The organism is Pseudoclavibacter sp. RFBB5 (assembly GCF_002931555.1).
In the GTDB taxonomy this organism is placed as follows: Bacteria; Actinomycetota; Actinomycetes; order Actinomycetales; family Microbacteriaceae; genus Pseudoclavibacter.
This window is the reverse complement of record NZ_PSTZ01000007.1, coordinates 1,046,741-1,061,048: the sequence shown is the minus strand read 5'-3', so window position 1 is coordinate 1,061,048 and position 14,308 is coordinate 1,046,741. Positions and strand designations below refer to the sequence as shown.

The 14,308-nt window shown below is 69.9% G+C and carries 12 protein-coding genes; 9 read left to right on the top strand and 3 right to left on the bottom strand.

The annotated features are described in order from the left end of the window. Positions 1 to 138: 138 nt before the first annotated feature. The gene (locus C5B97_RS12930) at positions 139 to 1,839 is read left to right on the top strand and encodes a RecQ family ATP-dependent DNA helicase (protein WP_104312624.1); all 1,701 of its coding nucleotides are present in this window, start codon (positions 139 to 141) and stop codon (positions 1,837 to 1,839) included. Between the two features lie 79 nt (positions 1,840 to 1,918). Then, complete coding sequence (locus tag C5B97_RS12925; protein ID WP_104312399.1) at positions 1,919 to 3,016, top strand: SDR family oxidoreductase; 1,098 nt, start codon at positions 1,919 to 1,921, stop codon at positions 3,014 to 3,016. Positions 3,017 to 3,117: 101 nt separating this feature from the next. Here C5B97_RS12925 and C5B97_RS17980 read toward each other — a convergent pair whose 3' ends face one another. Together C5B97_RS17980 and C5B97_RS12915 are read right to left on the bottom strand one after the other, a co-directional pair. Further along, positions 3,118 to 3,654, bottom strand: coding sequence for an endonuclease domain-containing protein (locus C5B97_RS17980; RefSeq protein WP_181026999.1), 537 nt, complete (start codon positions 3,652 to 3,654; stop codon positions 3,118 to 3,120). A gap of 591 nt (positions 3,655 to 4,245) precedes the next feature. Further along, positions 4,246 to 6,021, bottom strand: coding sequence for a dolichyl-phosphate-mannose--protein mannosyltransferase (locus tag C5B97_RS12915; RefSeq protein ID WP_104312397.1), 1,776 nt, complete (start codon positions 6,019 to 6,021; stop codon positions 4,246 to 4,248). Positions 6,022 to 6,071: 50 nt separating this feature from the next. Here C5B97_RS12915 and rsmI point away from each other — a divergent pair, with 50 nt between their 5' ends. From rsmI to C5B97_RS12885, 6 genes are all read left to right on the top strand, one after another. Beyond that, positions 6,072 to 6,884: a 16S rRNA (cytidine(1402)-2'-O)-methyltransferase gene (gene rsmI / locus C5B97_RS12910; protein WP_104312396.1), complete on the top strand. Its 813-nt coding sequence runs from the start codon at positions 6,072 to 6,074 to the stop codon at positions 6,882 to 6,884. 30 nt (positions 6,885 to 6,914) lie between these two features. Continuing rightward, the gene (gene metG / locus C5B97_RS12905) at positions 6,915 to 8,483 is read left to right on the top strand and encodes a methionine--tRNA ligase (protein ID WP_104312395.1); all 1,569 of its coding nucleotides are present in this window, start codon (positions 6,915 to 6,917) and stop codon (positions 8,481 to 8,483) included. A 62-nt stretch (positions 8,484 to 8,545) separates the two neighbouring features. Next, positions 8,546 to 9,475: a TatD family hydrolase gene (locus tag C5B97_RS12900; protein WP_104312623.1), complete on the top strand. Its 930-nt coding sequence runs from the start codon at positions 8,546 to 8,548 to the stop codon at positions 9,473 to 9,475. Next, positions 9,472 to 10,323: a 16S rRNA (adenine(1518)-N(6)/adenine(1519)-N(6))-dimethyltransferase RsmA gene (gene rsmA / locus C5B97_RS12895; RefSeq protein WP_104312394.1), complete on the top strand. Its 852-nt coding sequence runs from the start codon at positions 9,472 to 9,474 to the stop codon at positions 10,321 to 10,323. Before C5B97_RS12900 ends, rsmA begins: the two co-directional genes overlap by 4 nt. A gap of 167 nt (positions 10,324 to 10,490) precedes the next feature. Beyond that, positions 10,491 to 11,810 (top strand): hypothetical protein, encoded by a 1,320-nt coding sequence (locus tag C5B97_RS12890; RefSeq protein ID WP_104312393.1) that lies wholly within the window; start codon positions 10,491 to 10,493, stop codon positions 11,808 to 11,810. A 35-nt stretch (positions 11,811 to 11,845) separates the two neighbouring features. Next, positions 11,846 to 12,442, top strand: a complete 597-nt coding sequence (locus C5B97_RS12885) for a DUF1349 domain-containing protein (RefSeq protein ID WP_104312392.1) — start codon at positions 11,846 to 11,848, stop codon at positions 12,440 to 12,442. A gap of 140 nt (positions 12,443 to 12,582) precedes the next feature. Here the strand turns inward: C5B97_RS12885 and C5B97_RS12880 are convergent, their stop codons facing one another. Beyond that, the gene (locus tag C5B97_RS12880; RefSeq protein WP_181026998.1) at positions 12,583 to 13,029 is read right to left on the bottom strand and encodes an N-acetyltransferase; all 447 of its coding nucleotides are present in this window, start codon (positions 13,027 to 13,029) and stop codon (positions 12,583 to 12,585) included. A 220-nt stretch (positions 13,030 to 13,249) separates the two neighbouring features. Between C5B97_RS12880 and C5B97_RS12875 the strand changes: the two genes are divergently transcribed. Then, entirely contained in the window at positions 13,250 to 14,290 is a 1,041-nt protein-coding gene (locus C5B97_RS12875; protein WP_104312390.1) for an LLM class flavin-dependent oxidoreductase, read from the top strand. The last annotated feature ends 18 nt before the right edge of the window (positions 14,291 to 14,308 follow it).

Below are 14,308 nucleotides of genomic sequence, written 5' to 3'. Positions count from 1 at the left end.
CATCCACACGGGGAATGCTGGCTCCTGGCGGCAGGAACCGGCAGCTCTGGGGTGGCTCCAGCGAGTCGGGGCGGCACGAAGCAGGGGGGCCTGTCAAGCGACGTCGCCACCGAGTTCGTCGTCGATACCGTCGAGAGCATGAGTTCCCCCGCACCTGCTCACGACACCATCGAGCGCATCGCGCGGGAGCGGTTCGGGTGGGAGTCATTCCTCCCCGGCCAGAGCGACGCGATCCGCTCGGCGGCCGCAGGACGCGACACGCTGCTCGTGCTCGCGACCGGTGGTGGGAAGTCCGCGGTCTACCAGGTCGCGGGCGCTGCGCGCGGCGGCATCGTCGTCGTGGTCTCGCCGCTCATCGCCCTGCAGGCGGACCAGCGCGCGTCGATCGAGGCCGCCCCGGATGCCCCGGACGTCGTCGCCATCAACTCCTCGCGGGGTGCTGCCGCCGTGGCTCGCGCTTGGGAGCGCATCGATGAGGGCGGATCGCTCTACGTGCTCCTCGCGCCCGAGCAGCTCGCGGACGAGGACAACGTCGCCCGGCTCGCGGCGCAGGACGTGTCGCTGCTCGTCGTGGACGAGGCGCACTGCGTCTCCTCCTGGGGGCACGATTTCCGGCCCGACTACCTGCGGCTCGGCGACGTGCGCTCAGCACTCGGCGACCCGCCGGTGCTCGCGATGACCGCGACGGCCTCGAAGCCCGTGAGGGCGGAGATCGTCGAGCGGCTGCGGATGCAGGACCCGGACGTGCAGGTGCACGGCGTCGACCGCCCGGAGATCCGTCTCGTGGTGCAACGCCACGAGAGCGACGACGACAAGCGGGCCGCCGTCATCCTGGAGGCGCGCAGCTGGACCGCCCCCGGCCTCATCTACGTGGCCTCGCGCCGGGAGACCGAGGAATACGCGGCGGAGCTCACCGCGGAAGGCCGCCATGTCGCCGCCTACCACGCAGGGCTCAAGGTCGCCGAGCGCCGAGCGGTCCAGGATCGGTGGCGCGACGGCGAGCTCGACGTGGTCGTCGCGACCTCCGCGTTCGGCATGGGCATCGACCGGGGTGACGTTCGCTTCGTGCTGCACGCCGCGACGACGGAGTCGCTCGACGCCTACTACCAGGAGGTGGGGCGCGCGGGCCGCGACGGCGAGCCGGCGACGGCCGTGCTGCACTACCGCGTCGAGGACCTCGCGCTGCGGCGCTTCTTCGCGAAGCGCTCGGTCGACAAGGCCGCGCTGCAGGACCTCTGGCGCGCCATCAAGCGCAAGCCGGGCGCCAGCGTTCGAGAGCTCGCCGAGGCCGTCGATCGGCCCGCCAGAACCGTCTCGAGGCTCCTCAACCAGCTGGTGGACGCGGAGCTCGTCGATACGGCCGACGGAGTGCAACCGCTGCGCACGACCCGAGCGGATGTTGTCGTGCGGGCCGTCAAGGATGCGGTCGCCGCCAGGGGGCGCATCGCCGAATCGCGCCTCTCGATGATGCGCGCCTACGCGGAGGAGTCGCAGTGCCGCCGCCGGGTGCTGCTCGACTACTTCGGGGTCGACGGGCCGGAGTGGTGCGGTAACTGCGACGGCTGCGAGCGGCGCGAGGCCGCGGGAGATGCCGGAGTCGCTTCGGACGCTGCGGGCGCCGGCGGCCCCCGCGACGCGGGCTCGGGCGTCGAGAGCGCTCCTGACGCGCCGCTGTCCGTCGACGAACTCGTCGAGCACCGCGAATGGGGACCGGGCACGGTCGTCAGCGTGGAGGAGGACCGTGCGACGATCTTCTTCGAGTCGGAGGGGTACAAGGTCGTCGCGCTCGCGGCCCTCGACTCGAAGGTGCTTCGCCAGGTCTCGGAGGTGCGGGGCTAACCGACATGCGGTGATCGGTCCGCTCACGACGAGTTGGGCACCCTGGAATATCGTCCTTCGCCGCCTCGTTGCACCCCTGATGACCTCGAACTCGAACGACACCACCGAAACGCAGAAGACCGCGCTCGTCGTGGGAGCCTCCGGGATCACCGGCTCGGCCCTCGTGGATCGCCTGACCGAGGACGGCTGGGAGGTGCTCGCGCTCTCGCGCAGCGCCGCGAGCACCGACAGGGTGCGGGGCATCGCCGCCGACCTGCGCGACCCTGTGAGCCTCAATGCGGCGCTGGCTTCCGAGACCCCGACGCATGTCTTCTTCACCGCGTGGCAGCGCCAGGCGACGGAGGCGGAGAACATCGCCGTGAACGGCGCCATGGTCCGCGACCTCCTGGCCGCGTTGGCGCACGCGCCCGTGCAGCACGCGGCCTTGGTCACCGGACTCAAGCATTACCTGGGCCCATTCGAGGCGTATGCGGCTGGCGAGATGCCGGACACCCCGTTCCGCGAGGAGTCCGATCGGCTCGACACCCCGAACTTCTACTACGCGCAGGAGGACGAGCTGTTCGCCGCGGCCGCCCGCCAGCACTTCACCTGGTCGGTGCACCGCTCGCACACCGTCATCGGGCACGCCGTCGGCAACGCCATGAACATGGGCCTGACGATCGCCGTGCAGGCCGCGCTCACGAAGCACCTCGGCGTGCCGTTCGTGTTCCCCGGCAGCGAGGCGCAGTGGAACGGCCTCACCGACATGACGGATGCGGGAGTCCTCGCCGAGCAGATGGTGTGGGCGTCCACCGAGCCTGCCGGCCAGAACGAGGCGTTCAACATCGTGAACGGCGACATCTTCCGCTGGCGGTGGATGTGGCCGCGCCTGGCGGAGCTGCTCGGGGTCCCGGCGGAGCGGGTCGTCGGGTTCGAGGGCGAGGCGCGCCCGCTCGAGGTGCAGATGGCGCAGCTCGAGCAGCACTGGCCGGCCGTCGTCGCCGAGCACGACCTCGTCGAGTCCGACATCTCGCGGCTCGCATCCTGGTGGCACACCGACGCCGATCTCGGCCGCGAGATGGAGGTCGTCACCGACATGGGCAAGAGCCGCGACGCCGGCTTCCTCAGCTTCCGCCGAACCGACCAGGCCTTCGCCGACCTCTTCGAGCGCTACCGCGCCGACCGCCTCATCCCCTGAGCTCATCCCGGTGCGCGCGTCCGCTGCTCACTTGAAGAGGCCACTTTCGCCCCTTCAGCGGGCGCACACCGGGTCGAAAGTGACCCATGCTCGGCCAGGAGTCACCGCGCGAGCGCCGCACGCAACCGGTCGAGGAACGTCGCGGGGCTCGGGAACAGGTCGGCGTGCGTGATGCGGATGACACGCCACCCGGCGGCGATCAACGACTCGGTGCGCGTGATGTCACGTCGGAATTGCGCAGGGCTCAGATGCCCTTCGCCCTCGTACTCGACGACGACGCGCTGGTCTCGAAACACCAGGTCGCCGCGCGCCAGGAAGCGTCCGCCTTCGTAGATGTCCGCGTTGACTGCGGGCTCCTCGATGCCGGCATCCACGATGATGCAGCGGAGCCAGCTCTCGGGCGGTGAGGCGACATGTTCCCGAAGGCGAGGCAGCGCCCTATGCAGCACAGCTCCGCCCCGGAGCCTGCCCCAGCGCTCACCCATGTCGAACAGGCTCGACAGCCGCACAAGCGGACCGGGGGACATGCGCCCCGGGTAGCGGTCGAAGCTGCTGATCATCGCGTCGCCGACCGTGATCAGCTCTGTCTCGCTGAACGAACCCGCGAGGAGGGCGAAGAGCAGCGGGAGGGTGACCACCTGGACCCCCTCGATTCGGTCCGCCGCCCAGAGGTCATCTCGTATGCGCCGCGCGAGAACACCCTCCGCCCGTGGTCGTGACGCCGACTGCCTGACCAGCACATCCACGATCGCGGAGCGATGGCGTCTGGGAAGCGGTAGCCCGTAGACGAGCAGTGCGGAGCGGGCACTCAGTGCCTGGCCATCCCGAAGTCGCGGCCCGAAGCGGAGGACCTGCTCCCTGCTGTCATGCGCCGGCTCTGTCGCTCGCACACCGCGATACGGCCGAACGAGGCTCTGCCGCGCGAGCGCTTTCGTGCTGAGTCCGGCTGCGTTCCCCTCAGCGATCCCGAACGCTCGTCCCCGCAGCTCGTCTGGAATCGGTCTGCGATCGGCCATGCCGGGAACCTACGCACGTCGTGGACGTCGCGCTGAAGTTCTCCACAGCTTGACGCATCCAGTCCCTTTCCCGGACGCAGCTGCACCGCGTGAAGAGGTCAGTTCGAGCCCAAGTCGGACGTCGTGGCGGGGCGGAAGTGACCTAGCTGGGGGCGAGGAGTGCAAGCGGGTGACGGATGCGGGGCACGCGCGGCCGCAGGGCCTGAGCCGCGGCTACCGCCAGCTGGGGAGCCAGTGCGTGAGCGACCAGTAGGAGGTCGAGATCATCTGCCCGGTCCACACGGGCCAGAACAGCACTGAGACGAGCGCCATGATCACGAGCAGCACCCCGACGGCGGAGACGCCGATCGTCCGAGACGTGCGCGGCGTCTCTCGGTCGCCGGCGATCGTCTGGACCACCACGAGCGACGCGAGGATCATGAACGGCAGGAACGCGATCGCGTAGAAGTGGAAGACGGCCTGGCGCTCGAGGTAGGCGAGCCACGGGAAGTAGCCGGCGCCGTACCCGACGAGGATCGCGAAGTACTGCCACTTCGGCCGCAGGAAGCACATGATGATCAGGAACAGGATCGACACCGTGCCGAACCAGAAGATGATCGGGTTCGAGATCGACGTGATCGCCTCGACGCACTGGTCGACGTCGCAGCCTGAGCCGTCGCCCTTGCCGCTGTAGATGTAGCTGAACGCGGTCGGGCGGATGAGGAACGGCCACTCCTGCGGCCCCGACTGGTACGGGTGCTCGGCGCTCAGCCCGCGGTGGAAGTTGTAGGCCTCCACCTGGTAGTGCCAGAGGCTCTGCAGGGGGAGCGGCACCCAGGACAGGAGCCCCGTCCACGCGTTGCCTGCCTGCTCGGCCCAGTCGCGGTAGAAGCCACCGGTCGTCGTGAGCCAGCGGGTCCACGTGGCGAGGTAGGTGAGCACGGCAAGGGGCACGGTCAGGATGAACGAAACGGGGCCCTGCAGGAGGATCGCGGCCGACCCCCAGAACGTCACGCCGAGTCGCTTGCGCTCGATCATGTCGACGACGAGCGTGTAGACGCAGAACGCGGCGAGGAAGTAGAGGCCCGACCACTTGACGGCGGAGGCGGCGCCGAGGGTGACGGCGGCGGCCATGAGCCAGGGGCGCCACCACAGGCGCGGCCCCCAGTCGGGGCCGACGGGCTTCACATCCGGGGCGCGCGAGGTGGTCGTGGCCTTCGTGGGCACGGGCTCGCCGTCGAGTCCCTCCTCGGCGCGCCACGCCATGATCTTGGAGCGCAGCTTGCGCCGCTGGTCGTCGCGGTCGAGCAGCACGAACAGGAAGGCCAGCAGGACGAAGAACATGAGGATGCCATCGAGGATCCCCACCCGCGACATGACGATCGCGTGCCCGTCGATGGCCAGCATGCCGGCGCCGATGGTGGCGAGCACGGGCGAGCGGAACAGCTTCTTCGCGATGACCCACAGGAGCGGCACGGCGAGGGTGCCGACGAGGGCCACGCCGAAGCGCCACCCGAAGGGGTTGTCAGCGCCGAAGACGAGCATCCCGAGCCCGATGATGTACTTGCCGAGCGGCGGATGCACGACGTACGACGGGTCGGTCGTGTAGCCGTTCGGGTCGCCCGCGTTGAACGCGTCGTTCGGGTTGTCAGGCCACTCTGCCTCGTAGCCGAGGTTGAGGAGCGTCCACGCGTCCTTCACGTAGAACGTCTCGTCGAAGATCAGGTAGTGCGCGCCGCCCAGGTTCCAGAACCGCAGGACGGCGGCGAGCAGCGTGACGACGCCGAGGAGGATCCACTCGGTGCGCACGCGGAGTCGCGGCGTGCTGGTGACGCGGGCCCAGAGGTCGTCGAAGACCGAGCCTCGCTCGACCTGGGCCCTCGGGGCAGGATCCGTCGCAGGCGAAGCGGAGTCGGCCGCCGGAGCCTCGACCTGAGCCGTCGCGGGGGCAGCCGCCGCGGGGGACGTGGCCGCCTCGTCTGGGGTTCCGGTCTCTGCTTGCTCGCTCACGCAAGCAATCGTAGGGGGCCATGCGCCCAGCGCGTGGGAGGATCGCAGCCATGATCATCCTCGCGGGCACCCCCATCGGGAACCTCGGTGACGCTTCGGCGCGTCTCATCGACACGTTCAAGAACGCCTCCCTCGTGGCGTGCGAGGACACCAGGTCGACGGCGAAGCTGCTCGGGATGCTCGGGGTCGAGAACCGACCGAGGCTCGTCGCCCTGCACGAGCACAACGAGGACGAGCTGGCCAAGACGATCGTCGAGCAGGCGCGCGACTCCGACGTCGTGCTCGTGAGCGACGCCGGGATGCCGGGCATCTCCGACCCCGGGTACCCGATCGTCGCGCTCGCGGCGAAGGAGGGGGTGACCGTCACCAGTGTGCCCGGCCCGAGCGCCGTCATCACGGCGCTCGCGATCTCGGGGCTGCCCACCGACCGCTTCACGTTCGACGGCTTCCTGCCGCGCAAGGCGGGGGAGCGGGAGACGTTCCTCCGATCCCTCGCGAACGAGCCGCGCACGGTCGTGCTGTTCGAGTCGCCGCACCGCCTGGCGAGGACGCTCGCCGACATGGCCGCGATCTGGCCGGCCGACCGCCGCATCGCGGTGTGCCGCGAGCTGACGAAGCTCTATGAGGAAGTCAAGCGCGGCACGGCGGCCGAGCTCGTGCCCTGGGCCGAGGAGGGCGTGCGCGGCGAGATCGTGATCGTCGTCGAGGGGGCGGCACCCGCGGTCGTCGACGCCGCCGGCGCGCAGGCGATGGTCGCCGACCTCGTGGCAGGCGGGATGCGCCTCAAGGAGGCGGCCGCGCAGGTCGCCACGGAGACGGGCATGAGCAAGCGCGACCTCTACCAGGGGCACCTCGCGTCGTAACAGGGCCCAGCCGACAATAGGATGATCTCCATGGCTTCCGGCGAATCGTTCTACATCACGACACCGATCTTCTACGTCAACGACGTTCCCCACATCGGTCACGCGTACACGGAGGTCGCCGTCGACGCGCTCGCCAGGTGGCACCGCCAGCGCGGTGACACGACATGGCTGCTCACGGGAACCGACGAGCACGGCCAGAAGATCATGCGCTCGGCGCTCGCGAACAACGTCACGCCGCAGGCGTGGGCCGACAAGCTCGTCAGCGAGGCGTGGAAGCCCATGCTCGAGACCCTGAACATCTCGAACGACGACTTCATCCGCACGACCGACGAGCGTCACGAGACGCGCGTGCAGCGCTTCCTGCAGAAGCTCAACGACGCCGGCTTCATCTACGACGCCGAGTTCGAGGCGCTCTACTGCGTCGGCTGCGAGGAGTTCAAGCCCGAGTCGGAGATCGTCGCCGGCACCGGCCAGTACGAGGGCGAGAAGGTCTGCGCCATCCACTCGAAGCCGCTCGAGCTGCTGCAGGAGCAGAACTACTTCTTCAAGCTCAGCGACTTCCAGGAGCGCCTGCTCGCGCTCTACGAGGAGAACCCCGAGTTCATCCAGCCCTCGTCGGCGCGCAACGAGGTCATCTCGTTCGTGCGCTCGGGCCTCCGCGACCTCTCGATCTCCCGCACCACGTTCGACTGGGGCGTGAAGGTGCCGTGGGACGAGTCGCACGTCGTCTACGTGTGGTTCGACGCGCTGCTCAACTACATCACCGCCATCGGCTACGGTGACGACGAGTCGGAGCTCGAGAAGCTCTGGCCCGCGCACCACGTGGTGGGCAAGGACATCCTCCGCTTCCACGCCGTCATCTGGCCCGCCATGCTCATGGCCGCCGGACTCCAGGTTCCTGCCGGCATCTTCGCGCACGGCTGGCTGCTCGTCGGCGGCGAGAAGATGTCGAAGTCGAAGCTCACGGGCATCGCGCCGACCGAGATCACCGACGTCTTCGGCTCCGACGCGTTCCGCTACTACTTCCTGCGCGCCATCCACTTCGGCCAGGACGGCTCGTTCTCGTGGGAGGACCTGTCGGCCCGCTACCAGTCCGAGCTCGCGAACGGCTTCGGCAACCTGGCCTCCCGCGTCATCGCCATGGTCAACAAGTACTTCAACGGGGTCGTGCCGGAGCAGTCGACGCTGCTCGACTCCGAGCAGGTCATCATCGACCTCGCGACCGACGTCGCGGTGAAGGCCGACGAGGCGATGCTCGCCTTCGACATCGATGGTGCGCTCGCGCACATCTGGCGGCTCGTGGATGCGCTCAACGGCTACATCACGGAGCAGGAGCCGTGGGCGCTCTCGAAGCAGGGCGACGAGGGGCGCGCTCGCCTCGCCGCGGTGCTCGAGGTGACGACCCGCTGTCTCGGCCACCTCGCCGTGCTCCTCAACCCGTTCATCCCGATCGCCGCCGAGAAGCTGTGGTCCGCGATCGGCGGAGACGGCGAACTCGCCGCTACCCGCATCGCCAACGCCTACGCGCTGGTCGGCTCGCGCCCGCTGAGCGAGCTGCCGCCGCTCTTCCCGCGCATCGAGCAGGAAGTCCAGCGCTGACGGTGCCCGAGTCTCAGCAGGGCGAAGCCCAGCAGGGCGAGGCGGAGCGGTCGGCCGAGAAGCTGCGCCGCCGCTCGGCGACGAGCGAGTCGGGGCACACGCGCATCCTCGCCTACCCGCCGTACCCCGACGCGCTGGATGTGCCCTGCTACGACAACCACACCCACCTCGAGATCGAGGACGGCGAGGAGGACGAGCGCCTGTCGCTCGACGAGCACCTCGACGCCGCCGTCGCTGCGGGAGTGAAGGGCGTCGTCCAGGTCGGGAACGACGTGCCCTCGAGCCGGTGGTCGGCCCGCATCGCCGCGACGAACGAGCGAGTGCTCGCCGCGGTGGCCCTGCACCCGAACGTGGTGCCCGAGCTCGCCGCCGCCGGCACCCTCGACGAGGCGATCGCCGAAATCGACCGCCTCGCGGCCGAGCCGCGCGTGCGCGCCATCGGCGAGACGGGGCTCGACTACTTCCGCACGCCGGAGAAAGCTGACCAGCTGCTGCAGGTCGGCGCGTTCGAGCGCCACATCGAGCTCGCGAAGCGGCACGGCATCGCCATGCAGATCCACGACCGGGACGCGCACGACGACGTCATCTCGACGCTCAAGCGCGTCGGTGCCCCGGAGCGCACGGTCTTCCACTGCTTCTCCGGAGACGCCGACATGGCCCGCATCGCGGCCGACGAGGGCTGGTACCTCTCGTTCGCCGGGACGGTGACGTTCAAGAACGCGGCCTCGCTGCGGGAGGCGCTCACGGTGACGCCCCTCGACCGCATCCTCGTGGAGACCGACGCGCCATTCCTCACCCCCGTCCCGTTCCGCGGACGCCCGAACGCGCCCTACCTCATCCCCGTGACGCTGCGCGCGATGGCCGAGCACCTCGACGTGCCGGTCGACGAGCTCAGCGCGCAGATCAGCGCGAACACCGAGGCTGTCTACGGCAGCTGGAACCTGTCGGGCGCCGCACCCGCCGCCGCATCCACTCAGAGAGATTCCGCATGAGCGTGAGCCTGCTTGGCGCCAACGAGATCCGCGAGCTCGCGGCCGAGCTTGACGTGACCCCCACGAAGAAGCTCGGGCAGAACTTCGTGCACGACCCAGGCACGGTGCGGCGCATCGTGCAGACCGCGAAGGTCCGCTCCGGCGAGCACATCCTCGAGGTCGGGCCGGGCCTCGGATCGCTGACGCTCGGCCTGCTCGAGACGGGCGCGAGCGTCACCGCCATCGAGATCGACGAGCGCCTCGCCGCCCGCCTGCCGCAGACGGTCGCCGATCACGCGCCCGGCGCGCAGCTCGACGTGATCGTCTCCGACGCCCTCCAGGTGCAGGATGTGCCGGGCGAACCGGTCGCGCTTGTCGCGAACCTGCCGTACAACGTGTCCGTGCCCGTGCTGCTGCACCTCCTCGAGCGGCTGCCGTCGCTCGAACGCGGCGTTGTCATGGTGCAGGCCGAGGTGGGGGAGCGCATCGTCGCGGGCCCCGGCTCGAAGGTCTACGGATCGCCGAGCGTGAAGGCCGCCTGGTATGGCTCCTGGACGAGCGCCGGCCTCGTGGGTCGCAAGGTGTTCTGGCCTGTGCCGAACGTCGACTCCATCCTCATCTCCTACACGGAGCGTGACACACCGCGCGGCTCCGAGGAGCTGCGCCGCAAGGTGTTCCGCATCGTCGACGCCGCCTTCGGGCAGCGGCGCAAGATGCTGCGACAGGCGCTCTCCCCGCTGCTCGGCGAGAACGCAGCGGCGACCTCCCTCGTCCTGGAGGCATCGGGGATCGACCCGACGGCCCGCGGTGAGACGGTCGGCATCGACGACTACGTGCGCCTCGCGGAGGCCTGGCAGCCCGAGGCCTGAGGCCTGCGTCAGCGAGGAGCCAGACGACGAGAGCTCTTCGAGCCTCGGGCCTGACGCGCACCGGCTGAGATCTCGGCCATTCGCCGCATCTTCGCGCGGACTCGTGCAGACTACGAGGACAGCACCACAACGAGGTCGGTGCCCCGGAGCTAGGCGAGGGATTGGGCATGGGCGAGTCCGCCGCGGCTGACGCAGACGTTCCGCTGCCGTCCCGCCGCGCGCGCATGCTGACGATCGGTGCGATCGTCGTGGTGCTGGCGCTCGCCGCGGGCTGGGTGGTCCTCGCCTTCACCGGTGACGGTGACACCTCTTCGACGGACGTGGTGAGCGAGTCGACGCTCCCCGGCTACCCGACCCGTGGTGCCGAGGCGAAGCTCGACGAGCAACGGCCACTGGTTGCTGCGGCCGATGCCTGGCGCGACTATGCCGAGGGCGACACCCTTCAACTCCCGGAGGGGCAGGCCATCGAGCTCCTCTGGGCGGGAGACGTCGACTCGACGAAGGTCGGCACCTCATCCGTGCGCGCCTCGTTCTCCGCGCGGCTCGTCATCCTCCGATCGGACAACACGGTAGCCGCGCTCGTCCGCCCGCTCGACGGCGCGGGCAGCGGCGACGACACGACCTACTCGGTGCTCGGCACCTCCTCGATCGCGACGGCCCGCTACGAGCGCGGTTTCACCGTCGCGACGGGCGTGCTGCTCTTCAACGAGCGGATGCAGCGGGGCACGTCACTCGAGACCGTCACCTTCGCCGCTGGGGCGGCTCCCTCGCTCGGTGAGACATCCACCTCGGACGGACTCCTTCTGCTCGCAACCCGTTCGCTGCTGCGGATCCCGGATGCGGGCGGTTCGGGGATCGACGTGGTCGAGGGCTTCGCCTACGTGCATCCCAGCTCGGGCCTCACGCTCCTGCAGACGGAGGACGCCGACGGGGACTGGTCCGCCGTCATCGACGCTGAGCGGGGGAACGCGAGGTTCGCGGCGCTCTCGCGGGGCATCATCACGGCTCGGGAGGAGGAGAAGGGCCGGCGTCTGCGCGCCTCGATCCTCGACGACCAGACCATGCCGTCCGGCGCCCCGCTTTCGCTCGTCGAGGTGGCGCACCTCGAGAGCCAGGGGAGCGGGTCCGGTGTCCTCTGGGCGGTGGTCGTCGCAACACGCGACGACGACGATCCGACGCTGCTCGGTGCAGGTCCCGTCGCGAGTCCCGTGAACGGGGCGCCGCAACTTCCCGTCATCGCCGCGAGGTGGCTGCGTGACGACGGCGTGGACGTGCTTGTCGTCGCCGGCTCCAAGGGAATCACCTCGTTCGAGGTCGAGGCGTCCGGCGGCACGACGAGCCGGAACGGCTCGAGCGGCGTCCTCGAACGCGCAGCCCTCGCGCTCACCTGGGAAGACGATCCCGAGAACAACGTGACGCGTCCGGCCCTGGTGGTCGTCGGCAGGTCCGGGGCCGGCCCAGTGCAGCCGCTCGAGCCGGTCAGCTGAGCGCAGACCTCGCGGGGACTGGTTGGATGACAGTCATGAACACGCAGAGCGTCACGAACCTGCCATGGAACGACGGGCAGTGGACCAACGAGCCCGTGTCCGTAGAAGTCGTCGACGGCGACCTCCTCGTCACGGCCGCCGAAGGCAGCGACGCGTGGCGCACAACCTCCTACGGGTTCGTCCACGACACCGAGCATGCGCTCCTGCGTGACCTCGAGCAGGATTCCGCCGTCGAGGTGGAGTTCCTCGTCGACTTCAGCGAGCAGTTCGACCAGGCGGGCATCTTCCTGCGGAGCGACGAGACGACGTGGATCAAGGCCGGCATCGAGCTCAGTGACGGGCAGGAGCAGCTGGGTGCGGTCGTGACCAGGGGCGAGTCCGACTGGTCGCTCGCACCTGTTCCCGACTGGGGTGGCCGCCGCGTCACGGTGCGGGCGAGCCGCGCCGGCAACGCGGTCATCGTCCGCGCTCGGGTCGATGAGGAGCCGTGGCGGCTCGTCCGCGTTGCGCCGTTGGCGACGGATGCGCGAGTGCAGGCTGGCCCGTTCTGCTGCGCGCCGTCTCGCAGCGGCCTGACCGTGCGCTTCCTGGCCTGGCGCATGACGCCCGCCGACGCCTCGCTGCATCCGTGAGGGTTCGCGGCGATGGCAATCGCAGTATCGTTGGCGCCCTCCCGCCAGGCCCACGCCAGCCGCTCGACGTCTGACCCCGAGACCGGAAACCGGAGACCGGAACCCCGCGATTGGAGACCGGAAGCCGGCGCTCTGGCCCCTCAGCCCGCGAGTTCGAGAGACAGCGCGAAGATCTGCGTCCACGCCTCTTCGCCGTGCTCGAGCTCAGGGCGGCGCTCGAAGCCGAGCTGCTCGAGGAGGCGCTGCATGGCGACGTTCTGCTCGGCGACGTACGTATCGATGCCCGTCGCGAGGTGCAGGTCGGCCCACGTGATGGCCGCCCGCGTCACTCGGGTGCCGATGCCGTTGCCGCGCAGCTCCGGCGCGACCCAGAGCTCATCGAAGACCAGCTCGGCGCCGACTCCGTCGAGGTCGCCGGAGAGGGCGGCGGTGGCGACGACTCGTGCGCCGTCGAAGGGAATGGCGTGGAACTCCACGCGGTTGGCACCTGCTCGGGTGGTGGTCACACGGACGGCGTTGCCGATCGACGTGTGCAGCCCGAGGCTCACTGCTGCGCCAGCCTGCCCGTCTCGACGCGCTGCTGGCACATGAAGTTCAAGCCTGTAGTCGTGTGCGTCATCTTCATGCTCCTTCCACGGTCGGGGGTCGTGCGGTCCGCTCCTGAGTGGGGCGGGCTTGTGCTCGTGGTTGGTACCGTACGCCTCACTTCGCGGGGCGCGCATCCAGTGTTGCGTCAGAAGTCCTCCGGGGGCGGCAGGTGAAGCGCCAGCCGTCACACGGTGACGCCCCGTTCCTAGTCTGCGAGGCATGACTCACGAGAACCCGCCGTTTGCCATCGCCGTCGAAGCCGGCAGCGAGGGCGTCAGCCCGACCCGCATCCGCGCGGCGATCAACGCCCTCGAGCGCTTCGGCGTGACGATCGCGACGTTCGAAGACGCAGGCTTCCCCGAGCTCGGCGAGACGGTTCCGCGACTGGATGCGGTGACGCAGGCCGCGTTCGCCGCCCCGCTTTCCGGAGCGACCGGGCTGGTGCCGCTCGTGCGCGTCACGGCGGTCGAGCCGTTCCACCTCGCGACGCAGCTCGCGACCCTCGACTACGCCTCGCACGGCCGAGCCGGCTGGATCGGCGAGGCCGACGGTGGAGCGCTCGAGGCCGCCGCGTTTGACCGGGCGCCGCTCGACGGACCGGAATCGCGTCGCACCGAGCTCGACGACACCATCGAGGTGCTCGGGCGCCTGTGGGACTCGTGGGAGGACGACGCCGTGATCCGCGACACGACGACGGGGCGGTACCTCGACCGCGACAAGCTGCACTACGCCGACTTCGCGGGCGCACGCTTCAGCGTGAAGGGGCCGTCCATCATCCCGCGCCCGCACCAGGGGCTCCTCCCGACGTTCGCGGTCTACGGCTCGGCCGCGCCCGAGCTCATCGACGTCGCGCTGATCCGCGAGCGAACAGTCCTCGTGGCGAGCGCCGCCGCCGGGCAGGCGGACACCCAGGGAATCGAGCGCACGGTCGTCGAGGTCTCGTTCGCGCTCGACGCGCGCGGGAGCGCTGCGGCCGACCGTGTCGTGAACCGGGCGTCTGACGCCGAAGCTGCCGGGCGCATCCACTACTCAGGCGACGCCGCTGGCCTCGCCGATCTCATCACCGGGGTCGCCTCCTTCGCGAACGGCGTGCGCCTGCTGCCGGCCGACTTCGGCGCCGACGTGCAGGAGCTCGGCCGTGCCGTGCTCCCCAGCCTGCGCCGCGCCGGCGTCTTCACCTCGCCGCGGGCAGGCGAGCACCTGAGGGATGCCCTCGGGCTCGCGCACCCCGTCAACCGCTACGCCGCCCAGGCACTCTGAACGCGAAGGATCACGACG